Here is a 25,040-nt window from a genome sequence, read left to right on the forward strand (position 1 = left end):
GCTCAGGTGATCTCTCTCCTTGGGGCGACTGTAAACTCGCCTGAAATTCCGAAACTTAGCTGTCCTCTGGGGCCGCTAGGGATTGGGATAAAGCCTGCACCCTGCGCATAGCGCGGGTGTCGGGTAGTTTACGTTGACTTCTCCTCTTGTCTTGACAAGTTTTGTTTAGAAACTTGGCGAGTCTTATAAAACAGCACCTAACCCCTGCGCTACTCTATTCGCGCATGAGGATAGGCACTACAAAGTTAGTGGCTTGAAGTTAAGAGAAGACTAAGCTCAGATTAAGCCTTGCAAGTGTAAACAATTTCTTTAGTTAGATTGAAGCAGCAGTTTCTTAATCATTTGTTGCAACGAGAAGAAGACTTGGTTTAAGTCAATTAGATTCAATTAGATCAAGTGCCAATAAAGTAGTCTGCAGTCCTTAGAATTGCGATTCTTATGCGATTCTTAGAGGTCTTTTCGTAACCTAGAGAACAAATACACCCCATCTTGATGGTACAGAAGCTGAAACTGGGTTTCCTTCTGTAAAGCTTCGATCAGGATGCGGGAGAACTCTGGAGTGCTGCGCCACCCCGGATGACGGGTGTTGAGCAACACATAATCAAAGGGATCCCATTGAGAGGGCGGGGATCCATTGAAGCGTCTCTCATCTGTAAAGTAGATTACAAGTCGATGGGTGAGGTGAGGGCTGATCTCATGGGTGGTGAGAACGCCCCCTTGGGTGGTGATCTGGGCAAGAGCCTGTCGGGTTGCCTGCCAAGTGTCCAGGGAGCTGAGATAAATCGAGCCGAAAAAGGTGTATTTCCCCAAGGCCAAAAAGGCCAGCGAAGACCAGATCAGGGGCAGTTTTCCATCTTTTATAAAATGGCTCTGCAAGGGATGGTTTTTCACATTCTCGATGACGGCCAAGAACAAGAAAGGAACGATAGGCAAAGCGTACTGATGCACCAGATCTCGATAGGTGGGGTTGCTGGAGAGTATATTCAAACCCAGGGTAGGCAGGGCAGGGATCCAAGGATCCCAGTGTCGCCAAGAGAGGCCCCAAGCCAAAGGCGCAACCAGTAAAAATCCATAAAACAGGGTGTCCAGAGAGAAGACTTTGCTCAAAACCAGCATCGGTCTCAAGATTAAACCTTGAACAATTTCCGCAACAGAATTCCCTAGATAGTCGTAATGAGAAACGGCTGCCGGCTCGCTGCCGCTGAAGTGAGGAATGACCCCAAAAGTGGCTATCCCAAACCAAGCTGATCCTGCTGCAATTGCCGTCCAGCCGCCCACTTGGCAGCGCTGTTGCCAGCGTTCTTGAATTCGTCCTTTTTCCCAAAGCAACAGCCAGACTCCCAGGGCGACAACATTGAGAGACAACACTGCTTTACAGCCGAGGATGCCGCTCAAACAGAGAAGGAACCCCCACAATTTTCCAGAGCGAATGCAGAGCACAGCCGCCAAGAAAAGGGGAACGGCCAAAACCTCTGGATGAAAATCAAAAAGGTTGGCGTTAAAAATGGCCGGATAGAGAAGATAGGCTGTGGCAATCACCATCACTTGGCTGGGATCGACCTTGGCCTGAAGTGCAAGGTGATAAATAGCCAATGCTCCCAAGGTTAACGCCAGGGATTGGAGTCCAAATAGCCAATAGACCGAGGGGACAATGCTGTACAAAAAGCTGATGGGATAGAGAATAAAGGCTGCGTGGTCTCCCAAGATGTGGATCCCTCGAATGGTCGAAAACGGAACCTCTCCCCGACTGATTAGATAGATGGATTGGTCGAAGATGCCAAGATCATATCCTCCAGACTGAAACAGGTGATGCCGGACAACACTACAGCCAAAGAGAATGAAGAAATTAAAAATCATGATTGCCAGCAGAAGTGGAGGCAGAGGACGATCCTTCATAAGAACTAGGGCTTTTGATTTATAGATCTTGGCAAGGTAACTTTATCGCTTTTCTCAGCCTTGCGTGACATCCTAGCGAGATCTGGATTCGGCAGAGGCTCCGCCGCAATTCCGGACATTTCTCTTTCCTCGGGAGTATGAGGAATGGCTCAAGCTTGTTGGAGATAACGATACAGATGAGTTAGGACTGGTTACGACAAGAGGGTGTGATTTGGCCCAAGATGGCAGCATGTCTTGCCCCAGTTGCTTCCGGTAAATTGTTGGTCTCACCTTGCCAGGTTTTATAGGCCAATACCGCGAAGGCAAGGGCCTCTTTGGCCTCAGAAGGGATCCCCACTTGGTCGGAAGTCAACAGGGTTGTGGTCGGCAGTTGCTCCTGCAGCAGTTGCATGAGAACAGGGTTTTGGGTGCCGCCACCGCTGAGAATAACTTGATCTGGGGTCGCGGGCAAAAAGTCCCTATAGGCTTGGGCAATGGAGCAGGCCGTAAACCCTGTGAGGGTGGCAATACAGTCGTGGGCGGATATAAATTGGGGCCAAATTCGCTCTAAATAAAGGGATCCAAAATACTCCCGACCAGTGGTTTTGGGCGGTGCCTTTTGAAAATAGGGATCCCGCATCCATTCTGCAACTTTTTCCCAGTGGACTTGGCCTTGGGCAGCCCATTTTCCATCGCGATCAAAGGCTTGTTGTCCTTGGCTGGCCCGCATCACCGCCAGATCGATCAAAATGTTGCCGGGGCCGGTGTCGAAGGCCAAGGGGGATCCCCCACTGCAGAGGCTGGGGAGATAGGTGAGGTTGGCAATGCCGCCGATGTTTTGGGCCACACGATGAAGGTGGGGATGCCTCAACAGCAGCCAATCCACAAAAGCTACCAAAGGTGCGCCTTGACCTCCTGCCGCCATGTCCCGCGCCCGAAAATTGCTCACCACCGGGATCCCGGTCAGCTCGGCAATCACCGCAGCTTCACCGATTTGCAAAGTCGAAGCTTCTGGCCCACTGGGGTTATGCCAAAGGGTTTGACCATGGCTGCCGATGAGATCGATCTGTTGGGGGGTAAGATGGGCCGCCTGGATCCCTTGCAAGGCCGCTGCCGCAAAAGCTCGACCCAAGCGAAAGTTCAAGGTGCAGATGTGATCTACCGTGCCGGTTTTGGGATCCGCAGCCCGCAAAATCTCTGCCCGCAGCGTCGGGGAATAGGGGATTGTTTGGAAATATATCAACTCCCACTGTAGGGAATCGTCGCCCTCGATGCGGACGATGGCTACATCGATCCCGTCTACAGAGGTGCCCGACATTAAGCCAATGACAATCATTTTGCTGGCGGCTCAACCAGAGGCTTGAGAAGGTCTAAAGTTTTGCCCCCTTTCCCCTTCCCCTTTTTAGGATACAGGCAGGGTATCCAGAGCTACCGTGTGGGGGACTATGAGTGAAGCCATCCGCTACGACCTTCTTTTGGTGGGGGGAAGCTCCTCCAACTTGATCTTGGCCCACCGCCTTTTGGATCTGGCCAAGCTCTCTGGGCTGAAAATCTCTATTGCCATTTTGGAAAAAGCCCGCCAATTCGGCGGTCACATCGTCAGTGGCGCCATCTGCAACCTCCAAGTGATCGCCAAGCTCTTCCCCGATTTTGAAAGCCAAGGATTTCCCCACGAAGGCCGGGTGGAAGCCAATCACTTGAGCGTGCTGGGATCCCAACAGCGCTGGGATCTGCCGGAAGCGGTGATCCCGCCGGGATTTCGCAAGCAGGGGCAGTTCATTCTCACCCTCAGCCACGTCATCCGTTGGCTGGCCGAAACCCTGCAGGAAAAAGCCAAAGGGATCCCAAATGTTACCCTCGATGTGTTCCCCGGCTTTGCCGCCCATGAAATCCTCTACGAGGGGGAGCGGGTGATCGGGGTACGGGCAAGCGATTCTGGCCAAGTTTACGAAGATTGCATCTTTGCCGAACTCACCTGCTTTGGCGACAAAGGCTTCATTTCCAAAGATCTCATCGAGAAGTTTCAACTGCGCCCCAACCCGCAATTGTGGTCGGTGGGGGTCAAAGAGGTGTGGCAGATCCCCCAGTCCCTGCAGGGGCAGGTGTGGCATACCCTGGGCTACCCGGTTTTGGATGGCAGCTTCAGCGGGGGCTTTGTCTATGGCCTCAAAGACAATCGCCTGGCCTTAGGTCTGATCATCGGCCTAGACAGCAAGAACCCCAACCTTAACCCCCAGCAGCGTCTGCAGGAGTTCAAAGCTCACCCCTGGATCCAGTCCCTGATTGCCGGCGGCAAGTTGCTCAAGTACGGGGCTGCCGTGATTCCCGAAGGGGGCTACCACAGCCTGCCCACCCGGTTTGGCGTTGAGGGAGCCCTGCTGTTGGGGGATGCGCTGGGGGTGTTGGATGTGGGTAGCTTGGCCGGGGTGGATAATGCCATGGAAACCGGCTATCTGGCGGCGGGCCTCATTCACGATGGCTTCTTGAAAGGGGATCTGCGCATCCAAACCGACTACCAAAAGGCGGTGATGGAAAGTGCGGTGGGGCAAAACCTCTACCGCAGCCGCTACTTCCGCGAGGCTTTTCTGGAGAACTCCCGCTTGCTGGAAGAATACTTACCTCAGGTGTGCCGCAGCGTCGATGCCGGCCACCCCTGGCTGGGATCCCTGCGCTGGGGTTTACAGGATCCCGTTCGCCGCGGACGAGAAACTCTGCGCGCCTACACCCTGCTCACCGGGCGGGTCAGCCCCAGCGAGCCACCCCCGCGCAGCTATGTGGCCCCCCACGCTGCCATTCAAGCGGATTTTGTGGCCCCCACAACCTTGGCTCCCCAGGAATTGGCCTCTCGACCGGGCTATTTCTCGCGGCCCGATGCGGTTTTTTTCGCGGATCCCCGCTACCCCGAGGGTAACCGTCACATCCTGGAGTTCGACGCCGAAACCTGCCGCCGGTGCATCGCCACCTACGACAAGCTGAATCGCCCCACCCCCTGCGTGGCCGACTGCACAGCAGAGGTACACCACATCCGCGACCAACATGGCATCCGCTCCCATGCCATGTCTTTGGAAAACTGCATCCAGTGCCGCACCTGCGAGATCATCTGTCCCCACTTAAACTTGCGGGTCAACCCCAGCTACGAGGGATCCGGGCCGGATTTCTATGGGCTGTAGCCGTTGCTGAGGTTAACTCAGCTAGAAATCGCAGGAGCCCCGCACTGTACCTGTAGGGTCAGTGTCGGGAGGAATGCGGAAGTTATGATAGAACCATGACCCAAGTCCTGACCGTCTCCTGCAAGCTCAAGGTAGCCCAGTCGCAAGCCGCAAAGTTGGATGCGACAATGGATGCCTTTGTGCAGGCCTTGAACTGGGTCAACCAAAACACACCAGAAAAAGTAGTCAACGCAGTCAAACTCCAGTCCCTTTGCTATTACCAGATTCGCGCTCGGTTTGGCTTGTCCAGTAACTTGGCTCAGCAGGTCTGCAGACGGCTGGCCGGCGCCCGTAAAGTTGCCCGACAGAAAAACCGTCCGGTCAAAGCGTTCAAGAGAGGCTTTGCGACCTACGATGCCCGTATCTTTTCGTTCCGCGAGAAAGACTGGACGGTGTCGCTGACCACGGTGGAGGGTCGGGAGCGCTTTGAGCTGGCGATTGGCCGCTACCAGAGAGAACGGCTGGCGGGCTCCAATCCCAAATCTGCCACCCTGGTCAAGCGCAAAGACGGTTCCTACTCTATTCAAATCTGTGTGGAAGCGGAGCCATCCCCACCGCAACGCACGGGTAGAGTGCTGGGCGTGGATTTGGGCAGGACGGATATTGCTCATACATCGGAAGGAGATAACTGGAATGGACAGCAGTTGAACAAAGTCCGAGACCATCACTCGCGGTTGAGGGCGGTACTCCAACGCAAAGCCAGTAAGGGCACCCGCAGTTCGCGGCGCAGATGCAGAGAACTGTTGCAACGGCTGTCTGGCAAGGAGAGGCGCTTTCAGGCGTGGGTCAATCATCGCATCTCCAAAGCTATTGTCTCTAGGGCAAAGGCGACAAACAGCGCTCTTGCTCTGGAAGACTTGACAGGGATTCGGGAAAGGGTCAATCAACAGCCACGCAGCAAGACAGAGCGTAGGCGGGCAAATAGTTGGGCGTTTTATCAACTCCGTCAATTTTTGGAGTACAAGGCTCTGCGTGCGGGGGTTGCTCTGATTCTTGTGCCGCCTGCCTACACGTCGCAGACCTGCCACCGGTGTTTGCACATTCATCCCGACCCTGCGCAATCCTACCGCAGTGGGAAGCAGTTTAAGTGTGGACACTGTGGATGGGAAGGGGATGCGGATTTGAATGGTGCGAATGTGATTGCGCTTTTGGGGGCTGCTGTAAACCAGCCTAGAGGTTCGTGGTTGGCTTGCCAACTGCAGGGCTACCGAAAGCCTGCCCTGTACTGCGAAGCAGTCAGGGTCGGGTAGTTTACTTCGCTGCAGCTCGCCTGATCCTGGGGATCTAGCAATTATCCAAAGCAGAATGGATCTGCCCATCTTGGCCGACGATCCCAGGGATCCAAGCAACCTTGGAAATTGGCTAGGTTGGGTTAGGGCTTGTTGGAGATCTTTTGTCGGTGAGCGATTCTTTGGATGTCCAGGCTCCTCTGCCCGCCATTTTGGCCGATCTGCAAGAAGCTCTGGAATCCCTGGGGTTGGGCCATCTTCAGGTACAAGCGCGGCTTTCCGGCCACCGCCTGTTGCTGCGTCTAGAGGGGGATTCCTTGCCTGAGCCGGATGCTTTGCTGGGGAGCCTCTCGCCGGCCTTGGAGCAAATGGCGCTGACCCACAGGCAGCGTCAGGTGGAGCTGTTTGGCTTTCTGGCCAATGAAGGGATCCCGGAATGGCACCGCGAGTGGCGCTATCAGCCCCAGCCCAACCCCAACAGCCCTCTGTATCGCGCTCAGCGGGGGGATGAGGTGGCCATCCAGCAGGTGTTCAATTACCTGTTGCGTCCGGAAGGGATCCAAGCACGGGTTCATTTCCATCCCAAACTGGGCCTCCTGCAGGTGAACTTGCAGGCGGCAGAAGCCCCGGATCCGGATTGGGCTAAGGATTTTCTGCGGCGAGCCTTAACCCGTCTGGAATGGACTTTTTTGCAACGGCTGCGGCTTTCTGGGCAGAAACTGGGCTCTTTTTTCCCGGCCTGGAGCCAAGAGTTCGATCTCAAACAGCCTGCCTTTTGGCAGTCCCCGCAGGTGCCCTTGACCGGGCGATCCCCCATCTCAGAGAGAGAAATCTCTCCGCTGGATAAGCCGCCACCCCCTTCTCCTGCCTCCCAGACTGAATCTCCGGGTGTCAGTTGACGGAGGAGATAGTAAGTAGCCGAGCGTTTGCAGCCGCTGGCTGAGCGTATTCTGAAGGACAGTGCTCGTTGGGGTTGGCCATGCGGGTTGTTTTTTTCGGCACGCCAGAGTTTGCCCTGCCTTCGCTGCAGATCCTGTTGCAGCCGCAGTCTCCCTTTGAAGTGGTGGGATTGGTCTGTCAGCCGGATCGGCCCCAGGGGCGAGGGCAAAAGGTGCTTCCCCCCCCTACCAAGGTTCTCGCCCAGGCCCACGGGATCCCGGTGTGGCAGCCTGTCCGCCTGCGGCGGGATCCCCAAGTGCTGGCGGCTCTGGAGGCGCTGGCTGCCGATGTGTTTGTGGTGGTGGCCTACGGCCAGATCTTGCCCCTGACGGTGTTGCAGATGCCCAAGCTGGGCTGTGTGAATGTGCATGGATCCCTGTTGCCGGCCTATCGTGGCGCTGCTCCCATCCAGTGGGCCATTGCCAACGGCGAAACCGAGACCGGCGTGACCACCATGCTCATGGATGAGGGAATGGATACGGGGGCCATCCTGCTCCAGGCCAAGCTACCCATTGGGCCAGAGCAAACCAGCCTGGAATTGGCACCCCAACTGGCTCAACTGGGGGCAGAACTCTTGGTGGAAACGCTCTTGAAATTGGAGAAAGGGGAACTCACCCCTATTCCTCAGGATGGATCCCGGGCAACCTACGCCCCTTTGCTCAAAAAACAAGACTTTCACCTCGACTGGCAGCGCCCTGCCCAGGCCTTGCACAACCAAATCCGCGCCTTTTCTCCCGACTGTTTCACCAGTTTGAGGGGGCAGCGGATCAAAATTGTCCGCTCTGCCTCTCCTCAGTTGCACCCACCCCCTGGCGATCTCCCCCAAGGCAGCCCTGGCGAGGTGGTGGGATTGGACAGGGGAGAAGGAGTCTATGTAGCCACAGGAGAGGGATCCCTGTTGATTCGACGGGCGCAGCTGCCTGGCAGAAAAGAACAATCGGCTTGGGACTTGGTCAATGGCGGCCAGCTCAAGGTGGGGATGCGTTTTGAGCCACTCCCGGATGCTTGAGAGCCATACAGGGATCCCTTGAGCGCGGCCAACCCAAAGACGGCGAACCTGTCCGTTGCCTTGATTCTACTCTCTCTCTCTGGGAGAAAGGCTGGGGGTGAAGACTACTCCGGCTGGGGAAACTCCTGCCAAAGGTTGGTGCGCTGGCGCAAGCTGAGGAACTGTCCGCCGCCCAAGATGAGGTGGTCCAAAACCGGGATCTGCAGCAGCTGCCCCGCCTGCAAGAGTTGCCGGGTAAGGGCAAGATCTTCTGGGCTGGGATCCAAGCTGCCGGAAGGGTGGTTGTGGGCGACGAGGATGCGACTGGCCCCCTGTTTGATGGCGCTGCGGAAAGTCTCCCGCGGATGAGACAGGGTTTCGGTGGCGGTGCCCCGGGTTACAATCTGCTGGCTGAGCAGACGGTGCTTGACATCCAAGTGCAAGACGGCAAAGTGCTCTTGAGATTCCCACATCAAGTCACCACTCAGAGCCATAGCCGCTTGTTCTGGCGACTCAATGGCTGTCCGGTCTGGCGGACGACTCAAAAACACCCGTCGTCCCAGCTCGATGGCGGCCAACACTGTGGCTGCCTTGGCCGGGCCAATGCCTTCGATCTGGATCAGCTCCCCTGCCTCCACCTGGCGCAGTTGGGCCAAGGGATCCCCTTGGGCTTCTAACTTTTTCAGGAGCAACTGGGCGAGGCCGACTGCCGAGAGCTTGCCTGGCCCCTGGCCAGTGTTGAGCAAGATGGCCAGCAGCTCGGCGTGGGAGAGGTGCCTTGCCCCTTGGCTGAGCAGCCGCTCGCGGGGGCGATCTTGGGCGGGAATATCGCTGATGCGCAGCACGTACTGGCTCATCTGGGGCCTAGGGAGGAGAAGAGGTTTTTTTCAACAGCCAAAAGGGACTGCGGCGCTCGACGACCCGCCAAGATCCCAGAATGGCTGCCTGTTCGCCCTCGGGAGCTGTAAGTTCAGCTACAAAGGGATCCCAAGTCACCAAGTAATCGGGCATTTGCCTTCTGGCCTGCCAGTCGGCCAGCTCTTCTGGGCTGGCGGCGTAGGGAACCTGCAGCGGGCCATAAAAATAGGGTACAAAAGAGCGAAAGCCGTACAGGCCCACCGTTCCAGAGAGAGCCGGCTGGGCGTTGTTTTCGGAAGTGGCAAACTGCCGGAAAAAGTGGACGGCTCCTCCCTGGGTGTGTTGCAGCAGGCGGGGGAAGACCCAGCACCAGGCCAGTTGGGCGCTCAGTCCCGTGGCCAAGAGCAAAACTGTCCAGCCCCAAGCCCGCCGCCGTCCTCGACTCCAAAGGAGAATTCCCAGCAGCAGGATCGCGGCGGGGACGTAGGTCAACACCGGCCACTCCACCTCAGCCTGCAGGTATCCCAGCACCAAGCTGCTGGAAAAGTCGTCAGGGATGCCGGCAAAGACCCATGCTTGGACTAGCCCAGCGGGATCCTGGGATCCCAGCCAGGGCAGCAACAGCCACAGGGCCAGCCAAAACAAGCCACTGAGCAGGATCCAGGCACTTTCCCAAAAACTGGGCCCTCTTTTCTCAGCAACCAGGCGCTGCAAGCGCAGGGCAGCAAAGTAGGCCCCAATGGGGTACAGCAGCGAGGTGTAGTGAACCAGCTTGGTTTGCACCAGCAGCGAAAACAGGGCCAGCACCACCCCAAAAGCCACCAACAGCAGAGATTCTGCCCGCCGAGTCAAATCCACCGAGCCCACGCTCCTGGGGATGGGCTGCAGGATCTCGGCCAAAGCCAAAGAACCCCAGGGAAAGCACCCCAGGGCAAAGGCCAACAGATGAAAATAAACCGGGCCGGGATGCCCATCTGAGCTGGTGAGGATGCGCCATTGGTAGCGCCCAAACTCTTCCACCCATTCTGGCCCCCGTTGCACCCCCTCCAACGCCAGCCAAGTGAGGGGAACAGCCACAGCTAGGCTGAGGAAAACCAGGCTCTCCCCCCATCGAAGGGGAGGATCCCGTTGCCAGAGCTTGTAGAGGATCCAGATAGCCAGGGGCAACACCAGCCCCACCGGCCCTTTGGCCAACACTGCCAAGCCCAGGGCCAGCGCCCCCACCGCTCTCCACCTGCGTCCAGAGTACCCGGCCCGCCAGGCCTCCTCGGCGGCCCAAAGGGATCCCAGCCCCACACCCATGCCCAGGTTGAGTAGCGGGTCGATGAGACCAGTTTTGTAAAAAAACAAGGGCAGGTAGCCTGTCAGCAGCAAGATCCCCCATAGGCAGCCGAACCCCATCCCGCCCAGACAGGATCCCCACCCCACCAGCAGCGCCACCGTGATCCCGCCAGCAAAAGCATTGGGCAAGCGCGCTGCCCCTTCGTTCATCCCTAAAACAGCCATGGACAGGGCCTGCAGCCAAAAAAAGAGAGGGGGCTTCTCGAAAAAAGGCTCCCCGTTGATGGCCAACGAGAAAGGATCCCCGCTGGCCAGCATCTGCCGCGCCAAGCTGGCGTAGATCAGCTCATCCCAGTCGAACAGGTAGGGGATCCCCTGACCTACCCACAGCCACAGGCCGGCCAAAAGCCCCATCTCCAGGGATCCCTTGAGGCGGCCCAGAAAGCTAGGCATGGAAAGCTTCTGAAGACACCACCCGGCCCACGCTCTGAGGCGAGCGCAGGAGGCGGAGCAACTGGGCTGCCAGAGCGGATCCCTCTGTCTCTACCGGAATCTCCACCCCACACCAACGGCTGGAGCTACCCTGCAGGGCAGCTATCCACTCCGGGGCAAGGGATCCCCGCGCCACCCCGATCAATTGCGGCAGCCCCTCCCGGCGATACAGCCCGATCCAGCGCACGGCCAGCTGAAAGGGCCCAGGCCGGAAGCGGGGGTTTGGGCTGCCATCGGCCTCGAACTTGCTTAGCATCAGTTGCAGCGAGTAGATCTGGCGACTATTGAGAGGGGGAGCAGAAACCCGGCGGGCGCGGAACGTGGCAACCATCTCCGCAAAGGGGATCTGAACGGTCTGCTCTTCTCCCGGCGCAGTGTCGAACGCATAGCCGTAGGCGGGGCTGTCCCAGCCGCTTTCATCCCTCAGTAATATCTTATACCGCTGCCCATCCCCTCGCAGGCGCAGCTCCAGACCGGCAAACCCCGACAAGTCCAGCGGCGGCTGCCAATTGCGGGTGCGCGTGGAAACAAACCCCCCAAAGTTGGCCGTGGAAACCTGGCCTGCGAACAGCAGCTCCTCCTTTCCCCAGAGCAGTTGGCTTTGGCTCGCCCCGCCCATCACCACATCGTCCAAGATGCCCCAAAACCGATGCAAATCCGGGTTGGGCCGGCGAAAGTCGAACAGCATCCGCTCCGTTTGCCCACTGCTGCGCAATTGCTCCAGATAAGCCTTGGCCGTTGGTGGATCCCCCAAACCTAGGATCACGGTTGCTGTCGCCCAATCTGGCGTATGGCTCACCTCCACGCCCTGCTGCCGCAGGGCCTCCGCCAACCCGTCAGGCAAACCTTCCCCCACCACCCCTATCTGGATAGCGACCGGCTCGGAAAGAGAAGGTGGCACAAAATCATCCTCCACGGCCTGGAACCCATTTTGAACCCGACGCCACACCTCAGCCCAAGGCAGGGCCTCATAGTAGGTGAGCGTGTTCCAGAACCGCCCCAGATCCCAAGGCATGAGTCTACCTGATACATTCACGCTGAACTCTCCTGAACATGGTTCAGGAAAGAAGCGATCGCATCCTGCCTATCTCTGTTCGCGTCAGCGGGACGGAGTCCAAACAGGAAGGCGGTATCCCGCAAAGCCCTGAGGAATACCCCCCGAGCGCTTTCCCCCTTCACTTCCCGGCAACCGTTGCGGTGGACTCAAGGATCAGGGGGAAACTTGGTCTACTATATCCCTCTCAATGACTTTTGCCAAACCGCCTAAAGCTCAGTAAATTCAGCAAAGTTCAGGGTTTTGGGGGTTAGAGGCATGCTCATCTCTTCAGAGGTCTATCCCGGATCCCTAGCTTAGGGCAGCGCCGAAGAACTCCACCGCTTCTGCCAACACGTCTAAAAAGCGATCCACCTCCGCCAACGTGTTGTACAGGTAAACACTGGCTCGGGCAGTGGATTGTACTCCCAAATAGCGATGGAGGGGTTGAGTGCAGTGGTGCCCCGCTCGAACGGCAATGCCTTGCTCATCCAGCAAGGTAGACAGGTCGTGAGGATGGACGGCCTCCACCGAAAAGCTGACCAGCCCTGCCCGTCGCGCCGGATCCTTGGGGCCATAAACCGTAATACCCGCTATGTGCTGGATCCCGTCCAACAGGTGGGTAATCAACCTTTGTTCATGGGCATGAACCCGCTCCAGACCGATCTGGCTCAAGTAATCTACGGCTGCCCCCAGCCCCACCGCCTGGGCAATCGCCGGCGTACCAGCCTCAAATTTGTGGGGGATATCCGCATAGGTGGCGTGATCCCAGTACACATCGGCGATCATCTCTCCCCCACCCAAAAAAGGGGGCATCGCTCGCAGCAGCTCCCGCCTGCCGTAGAGGACGCCAATCCCCGTTGGGCCACACATCTTGTGCCCCGAAAAGGCCAACCAATCGCAATCCAGCGCCTGGACATCCACAGGCATGTGGGGCACACTCTGGCAAGCATCCAGCAAAACCTTGGCTCCGTAACGATGGGCCAGTTCAGTCATCTCCTGAACGGGGTTGATGGATCCCAGCATGTTGGAGACCTGGGTTACCGCCACCAAGCGGGTGCGGTCGCTGAGCAAAGATTGGTAGTGCTCCAGATCCAACTCTCCCTCTGGCGTGATCTGGATGAACTTGAGGTGGGCTCCCGTCCTTTGGGCCACCCATTGCCACGGGATCAGGTTGCTGTGATGCTCCATCACCGAGAGGACGATCTCATCCCCCCGCTCCAGATGGCTCAAGCCCCAACTGTAGGCCACCAGATTGATGGCTTCGCTGGCATTGCGGGTGTAGATGATCTCCTGAGGAGAAGGCGCGTTCACAAAACGAGCGATCTTTTCCCGCGCCCCCTCATAGGCATCTGTGGCTTCGTTGCTCAGCGTATGCACCCCGCGATGCACGTTGGCGTTGCAGTGTCGATAGTAATGATCCATCGCCTGCATAACCGCCAGTGGCTTTTGAGAAGTGGCGGCATTGTCAAAGTAGATTAGCGGGTGGCCGTTGACCTGGCGCTGCAAAATCGGAAAATCTGACCGCACCTGGGCAGCCAGATCGAAAGAATGGTCAAGCTTGAGAGAAGAAAGGGGGGATACCGCCATGGTCTGCGCAAAAAGCCTGCTTCCCTCAGTATGACATCGCTTCCGGCCAGCCTTCGGCAAACCCATCCGCCCAATCCCTTCCAGCATCCAGGGATCCCTTCCTCCCTGACCTGAAAGCGAAGCTTGTCACAAAATGTAACTTTGTGTTAAGTTTGGTTACAGCAACCAATACGAGGTATTAGCAATGCAATCGTCTCCCAGAATCCCTTCTCGTCTGGACTCCGCTTCTGTTGCCCAGTACTACGACACCACCAACGACTGGATCCCAGGCTGGACAGAGCAAGCGGAGCGTTGGAATGGACGCTTGGCCATGTTGGGCTTGGTGATCAGCATTGCTACAGAAGCGGTGCTGGGCCACAGTGTTTTTGCCAGCACTCTCGCCCAGTGGCTAGGTCTGCAATAACCTGCAATAATTTGTCGAAGAACTTTTCGGTAGAGCCACATTGGACATCTCACAGACTTTCTCTTCGGCTTTGAGATGTTACAGCTCTACCCTTTTTGGGAGCTTTTTCACCCTTCAATCCCTATCTCGACAGTCCGATGATGCTTGACAATCCCTTCCTCCCCTACATTGCCGTCATGGTGGCCGGGCTGGTGGCCGCTGTTGTGATTGGCTCGATGGCTTTCTTCAACTCCAAGCGCCCTGCTGGCTGGGAAGGCGCCGGTCGCCCGCGGTACGTGCCGCAGTACGGTCAAGACGGCGATACCCCGCCGGAGTGGGAGATTGGCTGGACGGAGAAGGCCGAGCGATGGAACGGACGGCTGGCCATGCTGGGGTTTGCCATCAGTGTTGTGGTAGAGGCCATTGTGGGCCACAGTGTGTTTGCCTCTGCACTGGGGATCCACTGATCCAAGTTGAAAGCTGTCCGGCGCCCAGTCGTCTCGAGGAAATAAAGGCGGAAGCTATGGAAGCCTGCTTTTTCCTCATGCGTGCTCTTTGTCTTTGCCGTGCAGTACTACCTCGCTTATCTCCTGGAAAGGCTGTACCCAAAGATCGGTGCCTCCTCCATTCGGTTGGTGTCTAGCCATCTGTTGCCTGTCTAATATGATTCTCAAAGGTGAGACGTGCTGGAAGCTCAGAAAGGTTCATAGGGATACCCACAAGCTTGAGTGTCTTGAAAAATAGATGGAAGTTATCTACCTTGTCACAGCGGAAGTAACAATCAGAGCTCTTTGTTGACCTAGACCCTGAGATAAACTCCAGGCGGAATACGTAACCATCCTCACTATCAATGCACAGCTTAATCTCTTTGATAGCCTGGATCCTAAATAACAATCGCTCTGAAGAACCGAAATCCTTGACTCTAACGTACTCCCTACTTATGGCAACGCATCCAAATGAAACCTCTTGTCCACGCTCAATTGCTTCTCTCATGCCTTTCCAGCGCGTGGAGCAAATGTAGCTGGCTACATACCTCATCAAAGGCAAAGACGGGGAAGATATAGATACGACAGGATTTCCTTGGCAATTGATGTAGTAGCTGTAGTATGGGTAGCATTCTGATTTGACAAAACCGACACTCTTCTTTCTGAAGTCCACGTTCACTGAGACAATTTCGTTATACCTATAGGCAAGTCTGTTCTGCTTTCCTAGGATGTCACGATAGATGTCATGATAAATGAAGCCATTGCTCAAAATAACAACCCTAGATTTATAGGGTTGATTTGAGTACCAATAGTACCAAAGAAGCATCGATAAACCACCCAACAATCCAGAAAAAGCCATAGCAATAGGAGGTATGCCACTGGCCAAAGTGCTAGGGATCCATGTCCCTAAGGCAGAAAGTATTGCCGATAGAACTGCGAAGATAGGAAGTCCAATAAGTAGCAATGTAGATAAAGATACCGACACAACACGCATCAGCAAAGTAAAAGGGCTCCATTTCTCGATTGGCGTTTCTTCTGTTGTTACGAGGTATCCCAGTGACTTATCCCGTACCAGCTTTGTCTCGGCCTCTAATAACATCACTTATCCCCCCTCACTTCTTGGATAAGCTCCATTGGCAATCTATGCCAAAGTAGTGTTTAGAGACAAACTCATAATCTATTCTGTTTCACCACTGGATAATCTTTTTCTGAACGGCTGTCATACACATGGCAACGCGAGCATTGATCTCATCCTCAGAGCCGAAAATATCCAACTTTTCTTTGAGCCTCTGGATACAGTTTTGTACGGTCTTCTTGCTGGTGTGAATGCGATCTGCGATGGCCTGATCGGTGAGGGCTTCTTTGCAGAGCAAGTTCAAGACCTCAATTTCTCGTTCTGTCAGCTTCGTAAGACCGCGCAACTCCCGCGGCATGCGCAATTCTCCATTGAGGGCACTTTTGGCCCCCTCCAAAAACACGGTGCGCCGTTCCATTTTGTTGACCGCGGCAAACCCACCCTGGTGTTTGCTGATCAGGCCCACCAATGGAGTGAGCAGCAGCGGCTCGCTGGAATAGGCCATCACATTCAGGGTGGGGTAGTTCTCAAAGATATGACGCAGGAACTCTAGGCCAGGCTCGGCAGACTGCTCTCCGCTGGTTTGACCATAGAGCAGATCGGCTACAACCAAGTCTGGTTGTTCCCGCTGCAGGCGCAGGATGGCGTCCATGGGATTGGTGACCGTAATACATTGAGCATCTGCTGCAATGCGTTGCAGCCACTCACAGTTGTTCTGGGCCACCTCTGGATGATCTTCGACGATCAAAAACTTGAGCGGGGCAGTGGGGCTTTCAACCTCGGACATCAATCCACTCCTCTAGTCCAGCCTTGCAGTTTATCCTCTGCCGGGCGGGCTTGACTGAAAACTGAAATAGGTTCACCAGCAAAGCTCCCAGCAGGTTACCCCAGTGTAGCCTCAGGTAGGGGCTTAGAGGTGAGCCTGGGGGGGTGGGAAAGGACAGGTTAGGCTAGAGGGTGACGTCGACTGGATCTTAACTGTGGTACCCCTGCAAGATCGCAACCCAACCACCCGCACAGCCTATGTCACTTATGCCCTGGTGATCGTTAACATCTTAATTTTTCTGTACCAGCTAACCCTGTCGCCACAAGAGCTGGCAGCTTTTTTCCGGGAGTGGGCAGTGGTACCGATAGAGTTGACGGCCAGTTTTCGAGGGGAGATCACCTCTTCGTCGCGTCCGGAATGGATAACCCTATTCACCTCACAATTTCTGCATGGGGGCTTTCTCCACATTGGCGGGAACATGCTTTTTTTGTGGGTTTTCGGCAACAACGTTGAGGATCGCTTGGGCCATGTGCGCTACCTCATCTTTTACCTGGCTTGCGGAGCTTTGGCTGCATTAACGCAGTGGTTTTTCGACATGGGATCCCCCATTCCTTCACTGGGGGCAAGTGGTGCCATTGCCGGCGTATTGGGAGCGTATATTTTGCGCTTTCCACGGGCCGAGATCCTAACCTTGGTGCCCTTGGGTGTTTTTACCACAACCCTCTACGTTCCGGCTTGGGTGTTCCTGGGCTTTTGGTTCATCCAGCAAGCCTTCTACGGCATTGCCAGCCTACAGACGCCTACCAACATCGGTATGCAGGGTGGGGGGATTGCCTATTGGGCCCATGCGGGCGGTTTTGTGTTTGGGGCCATTTTGGGGCCGCTGATGGGGTTGTTTTCCGGCAAAAGCCCTTATGACCGCCAAATGACTTGGCAACAACGTGACAGGGATCTGTTTTGATTTGATCAGCTTTGATACTTTCTCAGTCTATTGTTAATCGGATAGCAGCGTGATGGGAGAAAGCCATGGTCAGTCTATCTGCCAAGCCTCTAACGCTGGAGGACTTTCTCCAGCAGCCAGAAACTGAGCCAGCCAGCGAGTTCATCGAGGGAGAAATTATCCAGAAGCCCATGCCACAAGGAAAACATAGCTTACTGCAAGGGGAACTCGCTGCTTTCATAAATGCAAACCTCAAACCCAAGCGCCTTGGATGGGCCTTTCCAGAGCTGCGCTGCACCTTCGCCGGATACGCGATTGTGCCCGATATTTCTGTGATCCCCTGGGATCGGATCCCTGTAGATGAAGATGGCACCATTCAAAATCTCATCCCCTTTTGCCCGGATTGGATGATCGAGATTCTCTCTCCCAATCAAAATCCAATGAAGCTGGTCAAAAAAATCTTGATCGGCCTGGATCACGGCTGCCAAATGGGGTGGGTGGTGGATCCCGAAGAAAGGGTTGTTTTCGCCTACCCTGCCGGGCAGCAGCCGACAGTACATGAGGATCCCCAAGAGGTGATCCCCACTCCTGCGTTTGCCCAAGGGATCCAACTGACAATCGCAACTTTGTTCGGCTGGATGCAAGTTCAAGCTGGCGAGAGCCACAAGTCCAATGCGGGATAGAAAAAGAGTGGATCTCCTTCCATCCCTCAATTCTCAATTCAAATTCAACATTCAGTTGTTGTAGAGGGCAGGAGCTTGGGCAACCGTCTCACCAGTTTGGGGCAGTTCCTGCCGCAGCAGCGCCACCAAGGCGTTGGTGGATTGGTCGTAGAGGCTGGTCACCAGCTTGGGGTAGAGCCCAATGCCAATGATTGGGATCAGCAGACAGGCAATGATGAACACCTCGCGCGGCTCGGCATCCACCAACTCTTCGTGTTCGGTGAGCTCTTTGTTCTCCGGGCCAAAGAAAATCTGCCGCAACATCGACAGCAGGTAGATGGGGGTCAGGATCACCCCAACTGCTGCCAGGAAAACCACCACCAACCGGAAGGGGAGAGAGTAGGCATCGGTGGTGGCCATGCCGATAAACACCATGATCTCGGCCACAAAGCCGCTCATCCCAGGTAGGGCTAGCGAAGCCAGGGAGCAGGCGGTGAACATGGAGAAGATCTTGGGCATCTTCAGGCCAACGCCGCCCATTTCCTCCAGCTCCAGCGTATGGGTGCGGTCGTAGGTGGCCCCCACCAAAAAGAACAGGCTGGCCCCGATCAGCCCGTGGGAGATCATCTGCAGCATGGCGCCGCTCATGCCGATCTCCGTCAGGGATCCGATACCGATGAGCACGAAGCCCATGTGGCTGATGGAAGAGTAGGCGATCTTCCGTTTCAGGTTGCGCTGGGCAAAAGAGGTGAGGGCGGCAAAGATGATGTTCACCACCCCCAACACGATCAGCACTGGCGCAAAGTAAAGATGAGCATCCGGCAGCATGCCCGCATTCATGCGCATCAGGGCATAGCCCCCCATCTTGAGCAGGATCCCGGCCAGCAACATGTGCACCGGCGCAGTGGCCTCGCCGTGGGCATCGGGCAGCCAAGTGTGCAAGGGGAAAATGGGCAGCTTCACCCCATAGGCAATGAGGAAGGCCCCATACATCAGCAGTTGGAAGGTGAGTGGATAGGTCTTGTGGGCCAGATCCGTCATGTCAAAGCTGATGGGATCCCCGTAGAAGGCCATAGCCAGACCTGCCACCAGGATAAACAGGGAGCTGAGAGCCGTGTAGAGGATGAACTTGGTGGCCGCATACAGGCGGTTGTATCCCCCCCAAATGGAGAGGAGCAAGTACACCGGGATCAGCTCCAATTCCCACGTCAGGAAAAACAGCAACATGTCCTGCACGGCAAACACCCCGATCTGCCCGCCATACATGGCCAGCATCAAAAAGTAGAAGAGGCGAGGTTTGAGGGTGACCGGCCAAGCGGCCAAGATGGCTAGGGTAGTGATAAACGCCGTGAGCAGGATCAGGGGCATGGAGAGGCCATCAGCCCCCACCGACCAACTCAAGCCCACCTGGGGTACCCAGGTGTAGCGCTCCAGCAGTTGCAAGCCCGTCTGGCCGGGATCGTAGCCGACATAGAAGCCGGCCAGCAGAATCAGCAGATCCGTGACCGCAATGAACAAAGCAAACCAGCGGATCCGCTCGGCCAACTTTTGTGCGTAGGCGCGGGTACTGGGATCCCCAGCCGGTGCTGGGATCAGGGGAATAAATAGGGCGGCCAACACAGGGTAAGCGATGACCGTGGTCAGCCAAGGAAACTCGTGCAAGCTGGGCAGCGCCATGGATGTAACCTCGCTTGTGCCATACCATCAGGGGGATCCCTGCCGGCTGCAATCCGACAGCCCTTTACCAGAATCGCCCTTGAGTATCTATGCTTAGCAAATCTACAGGATTATCTTAAGGCTCCCTCTCCCTTTGCGTTGGGATCCCTGGGATGGAGCAGATGCATGGGTGGATGTTGTACCCGAAAATCAAAATATAGTCTTCCACTGTTCTCACAAGGTAACCGATCTCATCATGCCTCAGCCCAAACTGATCATCCACGGCGGAGCCGGCAGCGCCCTGGAAGGGGAAAGCAGCCTGGAAAAAGTGAGGGGATCCCTGCAGCAGGTGGTGGAGAGCACCTACGAGCTGCTGTTGGCTGGGCAGAGTGCCGAGGCGGCGGTGATGCATGCCTGCCAGTTGCTGGAGGATGATCCGCTCTACAATGCCGGGACGGGGTCGGTCTTGCAATCGGATGGGCAAATCCGCATGAGCGCCGCTCTCATGAACGGGGCCACCCAGTCTTTTAGCGGGGTGATCAACGTCAGCCGAGTTCAGCATCCCATCCTCATGGCCCAGGCTCTGCAATCAAGCCCGGATCGCGTGGTGGCCGAACAAGGGGCAGCAGAGCTGGCGCGGGAGCTGCAGTTGCCGGTCTATGACCCGGCCACTCTCAAGCGGGTTCAAGAGTGGGTGCAGTTGCGCCAAACCCATCCCCCAACTAGGGTTCTCACTGCTCTGGCCATGGGCACGGTGGGGGCGGTGGCGCTGGATCAACAGGGGCAAATCTGTGCCGGCACCTCCACCGGCGGGCGGGGGTTTGAACGGGTGGGGCGAGTAAGCGATTCGGCCACTCCAGCGGGAACCTATGCCAGTGCGGCGGCGGGGGTCAGTTGTACTGGTGTCGGGGAAGATATTTTGGATGAGAGCTTGGCGGCGCGGATTGTGATTCGAGTGGAAGATGGCCTCAGCCTGAAGGCTGCCATGGCTAAGTCTTTTCAAGAGGCCCGCCAACGTCGCCGCTCCTTTGGGGCCATTGCTCTATCGCGCTCGGGCGAGATTGCTTGGGATACCACCACCGACCTACTGCTGGCCGCCTATCACGATGGGCAGGGGATCGGCTTGACGATCTAAACTTCTAGCCGGGCTTGCGGGATTAGACCTGGACAAGCCTGAGGCGGTTGGATAAGAGTAGGATAAGAGTAGAAATAGTACTTAAACAAACCAAGTCTGCCCCCTGGCGGGCCACTGTAGAGCGTTTATGGCACTTCACGCGGAGTTGCACCGTCATTTGGGCGGTTCGGTTGTCCCCCGAATTCTGTGGCGCTATTTTCACCGCCAGGGATCCCCTGTGGCAGAGCGCTTTCCCACCTATGCCGAGTTCGAGGAGTTCTACACCCGCCCGCGCAACACCCTCGAAGATTACCTGGAGCTGCACACGCTGGTGGAACAGGTGCAAACCCTGGAAACCCTGCCCTATTTTATCTACCGCCTGCTGCGGGGAGCCTACGTCTTTGAGGATCTGGCCTACCTGGAGATTCGCTACACTCCCTACCTACGCACGGATCCCAGCCTGGATGAGGCGGAGCGCCTCAAGCAGATGCGCCAGGTAATCGAGACGGTGGGGCAGGCCAGCCAGCAGCGGGAGTATCCCATCGTCACCACCCAGATCGTCTGTTTGCATTCACGCCTGCCCAGCCACATCAACCGGGCCATGGTGGAAGCTGCCGCTGAGTCGGAGTATGTGTGTGCCATCGACCTGGCCGGGGGAGACAAGCCCTACGGCGAACGGATGGACGAGTGGATTGAGCTGTTCAAGTATGCGCTGGCCCGCGGCCTGAAAACCACTGCCCACCTGTACGAAACTTTGGATGGCTGCTACCCACAGTTGCTGCCCTATGTCTCGCGGATCGGCCACGGCATTCAGATCCCTCTCCACTATCCAGAATTGCTGCCGGAGCTGGCGCGGCGAGGCCAATGCCTGGAAGTTTGTCCCACCACCTATCTAAAAACGGGAACTCTGCCCAGTTTGGAGCCCCTCAAGGTTGTGTTTGACCGCTGCTTTGACGCGGGGGTGGATATTGCCATCTGCACCGACAACGCCGGCTTGCACAATGTACGCCTGCCGTTTGAGTACGAGAACCTGCTGACCCACGACATTATCGATTTCGAGCAGCTCAAACACTGCCAGGAAGCAGCCTTTCGTCACGCTTTTGCCTGGCCCTACAAGGGGCGTCCGGCCTCATTGTTGTCGGAGTTACAGCAGGGGGTATCTGCTTCTTTGGTGGCTCTCTGATCCCCTCAGCGGGACGGAGTCTTTATTCTTCATCCGAGCTTCTTGAGAATAGGGAAGGGATCCGTAACAGAGACAGGGGCAGCTTTCGCAAGGGAAATAACCGCTTGGATCCCTTGCCCAGAGCGATGCTGAGCGGCATCCGAGGGTGGATGAAGCCCAACAGAATCCAATGCTGAGTCCACTGAGCCAAGCATGAAGGTCTATATCAGTGCCGATATTGAAGGGATCGCCGGCATCAGCCATTGGGATGAGGCCACCATCGGCCAGCCGGGTTACGAGGCATTCCGAGAGCAGATGACCCGAGAAGTGATCGCGGCTTGTGAGGGATCCCTGGCTGCCGGAGCCACGCAGATCACAGTCAAAGATGCCCATGACTCCGGGCGGAACCTCATCCCCGAACGGTTGCCGGAGCCGGTGCAACTCATCCGCGGCTGGAGCGGCCACCCCTACTGTATGGTGCAAGAGCTGGATCGCAGTTACAACGCCCTGATCTTGATCGGCTATCATGCCCGCGCCGGTTCTGCTGCCAACCCCCTCGCCCACACCTACACCACCGAAGTTAGCCAAATCCGGCTGAACGGCCAGGCCATCGCCGAGTTTCACCTGGTCAGCCTCACGGCTGCCTATGAGGGAGTCCCAGTTGTGTTTGTAGCCGGAGATGCGGAGGTGTGTGCCGCAGCGAAAGCTTATGACGCCCACATCGAGACGGTGGTCACCCACAAAGGGATAGGCCAGTCGGTCATTACGCCACATCCGCAGCAGGTTCTACAGGCCATCCGCCAAGGTGTAGAGGGATCCCTGAGGCGGCTGTCGGCCTACCGTCCTCGCCCACTGCCGGATCACTTTCAATTGGAAGTGGACTACAAGGATCCCGCTCGGGCCTACCGCAAGTCTTTTTATCCCGGCTGCCGGTGGATTGCCGATTCCACGGTTCGGCTGGAAGTTTCCGAGTGGTTTGAGGTGTTGCGGGCTTTGGAGTTTATCGTGCTCACCTAGCCAGGGATCCAAGCGGCATCTGGATGAGGCGAGCAGCAGCTTCCCTGAGGCTGGTCTCGGAAAGGTCAGACAGCTCAATCCGGTCCCGAAGGCGATTGAAGTTTTGCTGCAGCCCGTGTCGATAGGTGGGGTCGTAGTGCTGCTCCAGCAACTCCTGCACAAACTGCGGCCAGTCTTGGGCGTCGATCAGCTCAAACCAACGCTGCAGGCGGCCCTGGCCAAGACGGGACTTCAGAGGCAGCAATTTCCCCTTTAGCGCTTGGGGGTGAGCAATCCAGTGGGGATAGTGGGCGATTAACCCCTTCACCCGCTCCTCTAGAGGCAACTGCACTTCGACACAGTCGGCTTGGGTAAGGGCTTGCCAAAGGGCAGGCGGCAGATGGAGCTGGCCCACTTTGGCACTCTCAGCCTCCACCCAGACTGGCTTGGCGGGATCCCACTGGAGAAAAACCTGCACCAGTTGACTTTCAAAGCTCTTCTGACTGGGCTGTGGCACCCCCCACTCGGCCCCCAGGAGGGATCCCCGGTGACAGGCCAGCTTTTCCAGATCGAGAACTTGGGATCCCTGTTGGCGCAGATGGTGAAGCAACTGGGTTTTGCCGCTCCCTGTTGGTCCGCAGAGCACTCGGTAGGTAAATTCCTGGGGCAAGATCTGCAGCTGTCGGCGCACCCAGGCCCGGTAGGTTTTGTAGCCACCTTGCAAAACCGTAACCTGCCAGCCCACCTGGGACAACACCAATGCCAAGCTGGCAGAGCGCTGCCCTCCCCGCCAGCAGTAGATTAGGGGCCGGTAATCGCGATCTTTATCGGCAAAATGGGTTTGCAAGTGGCGACTGATGTTCTGGGCCACCAAGCTTGCCCCTCGTTTGCGGGCTGTAAAGGGATCCACCTGCTTGTAGAGCGTGCCCACCTCCGCCCGTTCTGTATCGTAGAGTACAGGCAAGTTGATGGCTCCCGGCCAATGATCCTCTGCGAACTCTGCCGGAGAGCGCACATCGATAATTTCGCTGTAGGTGTGCAGCCAGGGCTCTGCAGTGAAGTGAATCGGAGGAGACACAAACCTGTGGATGGAAATGGCAAGCTAGCGCAATCTTGAACAGTTTCTAGCTTAGCCAACGCTGCTGCTCAAGGAAGCCCAGGGCTAACCCTAGCCTATCCCCTCGCAGGTGGACTTCTCGCTTTTCCAGAAGTTTAGGCAAGGTCTCTGGAACATGCAGGATGCCATTTGCCGCTCTCAAAAAAGTTATAGAGGTTTTCAGGCTCTCCAGGTGCCACCTCAGATAGAAAGGTGAGCTCGGACTTTTTCTTCGTCCATTTGGTCAGTCGGCCCCTCCATGATAAGGGATCCATTTTCCATAAGATAAAAGTAATCGGCCAGACTTTGGGCAAACTCAAAATACTGCTCCACCAGCAACACCGAAACGCCCCGCTCCTTTTGAATACGGGTGATGGCTTCTTCAATCTCGATGATGATGGAGGGTTGGATCCTTCTGTAGGCTCATCCAGGAGCAAAAGTTTGGGCTCTGCCACCAAAGCTCTGGCGATGGCCAGTTGCTGCTGCTGCCCACCGCTCAAATCCCCACCCAGCCGTTTAAGAAAAGAACGCAGAATTGGGAATAGGTCATAGACAAACTCAGGTATGATCCGTTCTCTGTCCGGTGCTGCTTCTAGCCCCACCAGCAGGTTTTCCTCAACCGTTAGGCGGGGAAATATCTCTCGACCTTGGGGTACATAGCCAATACCGGCGCGGGCTCGCCAATTGGGAGGGTAATGGTTGATAGGACGGCCCTCAAAAGCAATTTTGCCTGTGCAGTCTTTCAGAAGTCCCATCAGGGCTTTAAGTGTGGTGGTTTTGCCCATACCATTGCGGCCCAGAAGGCAAACCGCTTGGCCGGGAAAGATCTTAAAAGAGAGATCCTTCACAATTAAACTCTGACCATAGTAAACCCTCAAGTTGGAGACCTCCAGGAGAGGCCCGGATCCATCTCGGGATAAGTTTTGCGTTGCGGTCGCGTTTGCCAGAGCGCCCATTTTCAGCACTTGACGACGATTAAATGTATAGAGCCATCGGTGATCTCCGAAACGAAGTGAGTGCAAAGGGTGTTAAGAAGTACAGTTGCAGCAGCCCGGCCAACAGAGGGAAGCACTTAGCTCATCACCTCGCCCATGTGTTGAACCTGCCCAACTGCGCTCAGCTGAGGCTTTCACCGAATGCCTTCCCAACGTCAACAGGGGAAAGGCTAATCCTGCAGTCGAGAAAGCGTTGTGCATCCCTGTTGCCTTAACG

General features: G+C 56.4%; 21 protein-coding genes and 1 pseudogene. 11 read left to right on the forward strand and 11 right to left on the reverse strand.

All coding sequences use genetic code 11. From position 1 onward, the window contains the following. Positions 1 to 447 precede the first annotated feature (447 nt). Complete coding sequence (locus ACVW0C_RS11145; RefSeq protein WP_457385437.1) at positions 448 to 1,896, reverse strand: DUF2079 domain-containing protein; 1,449 nt, start codon at positions 1,894 to 1,896, stop codon at positions 448 to 450. A 181-nt stretch (positions 1,897 to 2,077) separates the two neighbouring features. After that, positions 2,078 to 3,211, reverse strand: a complete 1,134-nt coding sequence (locus ACVW0C_RS11150; protein WP_457385438.1) for an anhydro-N-acetylmuramic acid kinase — start codon at positions 3,209 to 3,211, stop codon at positions 2,078 to 2,080. Between the two features lie 109 nt (positions 3,212 to 3,320). Between ACVW0C_RS11150 and ACVW0C_RS11155 the strand changes: the two genes are divergently transcribed. The 4 genes from ACVW0C_RS11155 (at position 3,321) to fmt (ending at position 8,261) form a co-directional block, all read left to right on the forward strand. Next, the gene (locus ACVW0C_RS11155) at positions 3,321 to 5,045 is read left to right on the forward strand and encodes an electron transfer flavoprotein (protein WP_457385439.1); all 1,725 of its coding nucleotides are present in this window, start codon (positions 3,321 to 3,323) and stop codon (positions 5,043 to 5,045) included. 95 nt (positions 5,046 to 5,140) lie between these two features. Then, positions 5,141 to 6,334 carry an RNA-guided endonuclease InsQ/TnpB family protein gene (locus tag ACVW0C_RS11160; protein ID WP_457385441.1) on the forward strand — a complete coding sequence of 398 codons (1,194 nt, stop codon included), beginning with the start codon at positions 5,141 to 5,143 and terminating at the stop codon, positions 6,332 to 6,334. A 149-nt stretch (positions 6,335 to 6,483) separates the two neighbouring features. Next, positions 6,484 to 7,212 carry a hypothetical protein gene (locus ACVW0C_RS11165; protein WP_457385443.1) on the forward strand — a complete coding sequence of 243 codons (729 nt, stop codon included), beginning with the start codon at positions 6,484 to 6,486 and terminating at the stop codon, positions 7,210 to 7,212. 80 nt (positions 7,213 to 7,292) lie between these two features. Then, positions 7,293 to 8,261 carry a methionyl-tRNA formyltransferase gene (gene fmt / locus ACVW0C_RS11170; RefSeq protein ID WP_457385445.1) on the forward strand — a complete coding sequence of 323 codons (969 nt, stop codon included), beginning with the start codon at positions 7,293 to 7,295 and terminating at the stop codon, positions 8,259 to 8,261. Positions 8,262 to 8,365: 104 nt separating this feature from the next. Here the strand turns inward: fmt and radC are convergent, their stop codons facing one another. The 4 genes from radC to ACVW0C_RS11190 form a co-directional block, all read right to left on the reverse strand. Then, positions 8,366 to 9,097 (reverse strand): RadC family protein, encoded by a 732-nt coding sequence (radC, locus tag ACVW0C_RS11175; protein WP_414355461.1) that lies wholly within the window; start codon positions 9,095 to 9,097, stop codon positions 8,366 to 8,368. A gap of 7 nt (positions 9,098 to 9,104) precedes the next feature. Next, positions 9,105 to 10,832 carry an ArnT family glycosyltransferase gene (locus ACVW0C_RS11180; RefSeq protein WP_457385447.1) on the reverse strand — a complete coding sequence of 576 codons (1,728 nt, stop codon included), beginning with the start codon at positions 10,830 to 10,832 and terminating at the stop codon, positions 9,105 to 9,107. Further along, positions 10,825 to 11,886, reverse strand: a complete 1,062-nt coding sequence (locus tag ACVW0C_RS11185; protein WP_457385449.1) for a CIA30 family protein — start codon at positions 11,884 to 11,886, stop codon at positions 10,825 to 10,827. The genes ACVW0C_RS11180 and ACVW0C_RS11185 overlap by 8 nt, the downstream gene beginning before the upstream one ends. A gap of 330 nt (positions 11,887 to 12,216) precedes the next feature. Then, entirely contained in the window at positions 12,217 to 13,494 is a 1,278-nt protein-coding gene (locus ACVW0C_RS11190; RefSeq protein WP_457385451.1) for a cysteine desulfurase, read from the reverse strand. A 184-nt stretch (positions 13,495 to 13,678) separates the two neighbouring features. On the opposite strand from ACVW0C_RS11190, the gene ACVW0C_RS11195 reads away from it, so the two are divergent. Beyond that, positions 13,679 to 13,897 carry a hypothetical protein gene (locus tag ACVW0C_RS11195; protein WP_011433585.1) on the forward strand — a complete coding sequence of 73 codons (219 nt, stop codon included), beginning with the start codon at positions 13,679 to 13,681 and terminating at the stop codon, positions 13,895 to 13,897. 137 nt (positions 13,898 to 14,034) lie between these two features. Next, positions 14,035 to 14,343 carry a photosystem II assembly protein Psb35 gene (gene psb35, locus ACVW0C_RS11200; protein ID WP_414331646.1) on the forward strand — a complete coding sequence of 103 codons (309 nt, stop codon included), beginning with the start codon at positions 14,035 to 14,037 and terminating at the stop codon, positions 14,341 to 14,343. Between the two features lie 172 nt (positions 14,344 to 14,515). Here the strand turns inward: psb35 and ACVW0C_RS11205 are convergent, their stop codons facing one another. Both ACVW0C_RS11205 and ACVW0C_RS11210 read right to left on the reverse strand, forming a co-directional pair. Then, positions 14,516 to 15,460, reverse strand: coding sequence for a hypothetical protein (locus ACVW0C_RS11205; RefSeq protein ID WP_041436629.1), 945 nt, complete (start codon positions 15,458 to 15,460; stop codon positions 14,516 to 14,518). 88 nt (positions 15,461 to 15,548) lie between these two features. Then, positions 15,549 to 16,223 carry a response regulator transcription factor gene (locus tag ACVW0C_RS11210; protein WP_011433588.1) on the reverse strand — a complete coding sequence of 225 codons (675 nt, stop codon included), beginning with the start codon at positions 16,221 to 16,223 and terminating at the stop codon, positions 15,549 to 15,551. 193 nt (positions 16,224 to 16,416) lie between these two features. On the opposite strand from ACVW0C_RS11210, the gene ACVW0C_RS11215 reads away from it, so the two are divergent. Next, a complete protein-coding gene (locus ACVW0C_RS11215) occupies positions 16,417 to 17,163 on the forward strand; it encodes a rhomboid family intramembrane serine protease (RefSeq protein WP_457385453.1) in 747 nt (248 codons plus the stop codon). A gap of 65 nt (positions 17,164 to 17,228) precedes the next feature. Continuing rightward, positions 17,229 to 17,825 carry a Uma2 family endonuclease gene (locus ACVW0C_RS11220; RefSeq protein WP_457385455.1) on the forward strand — a complete coding sequence of 199 codons (597 nt, stop codon included), beginning with the start codon at positions 17,229 to 17,231 and terminating at the stop codon, positions 17,823 to 17,825. Between the two features lie 51 nt (positions 17,826 to 17,876). On the opposite strand, the gene ACVW0C_RS11225 is transcribed toward ACVW0C_RS11220, so the two are convergent. Next, positions 17,877 to 19,481: an NAD(P)H-quinone oxidoreductase subunit 4 gene (locus tag ACVW0C_RS11225; RefSeq protein ID WP_457385457.1), complete on the reverse strand. Its 1,605-nt coding sequence runs from the start codon at positions 19,479 to 19,481 to the stop codon at positions 17,877 to 17,879. Positions 19,482 to 19,716: 235 nt separating this feature from the next. On the opposite strand from ACVW0C_RS11225, the gene ACVW0C_RS11230 reads away from it, so the two are divergent. From ACVW0C_RS11230 to ACVW0C_RS11240, 3 genes are all read left to right on the forward strand, one after another. Then, on the forward strand, positions 19,717 to 20,595 hold the full coding sequence (locus ACVW0C_RS11230) for an isoaspartyl peptidase/L-asparaginase (RefSeq protein WP_011433592.1): 879 nt from the start codon (positions 19,717 to 19,719) through the stop codon (positions 20,593 to 20,595). Between the two features lie 127 nt (positions 20,596 to 20,722). Beyond that, positions 20,723 to 21,757, forward strand: coding sequence for an adenosine deaminase (locus ACVW0C_RS11235; protein ID WP_457385458.1), 1,035 nt, complete (start codon positions 20,723 to 20,725; stop codon positions 21,755 to 21,757). Between the two features lie 192 nt (positions 21,758 to 21,949). After that, complete coding sequence (locus ACVW0C_RS11240; RefSeq protein WP_457385460.1) at positions 21,950 to 22,753, forward strand: M55 family metallopeptidase; 804 nt, start codon at positions 21,950 to 21,952, stop codon at positions 22,751 to 22,753. Here the strand turns inward: ACVW0C_RS11240 and mnmH are convergent. Both mnmH and urtE read right to left on the reverse strand, forming a co-directional pair. Next, positions 22,746 to 23,810: a tRNA 2-selenouridine(34) synthase MnmH gene (gene mnmH, locus ACVW0C_RS11245; protein WP_457385461.1), complete on the reverse strand. Its 1,065-nt coding sequence runs from the start codon at positions 23,808 to 23,810 to the stop codon at positions 22,746 to 22,748. The genes ACVW0C_RS11240 and mnmH overlap by 8 nt on opposite strands. A 219-nt stretch (positions 23,811 to 24,029) precedes the next feature. Further along, a pseudogene (gene urtE / locus ACVW0C_RS11250) lies at positions 24,030 to 24,784 on the reverse strand (urea ABC transporter ATP-binding subunit UrtE). Positions 24,785 to 25,040: the final 256 nt, after the last annotated feature.

The sequence above is a fragment of the Thermostichus sp. OS-CIW-26 genome (genome assembly GCF_054058395.1).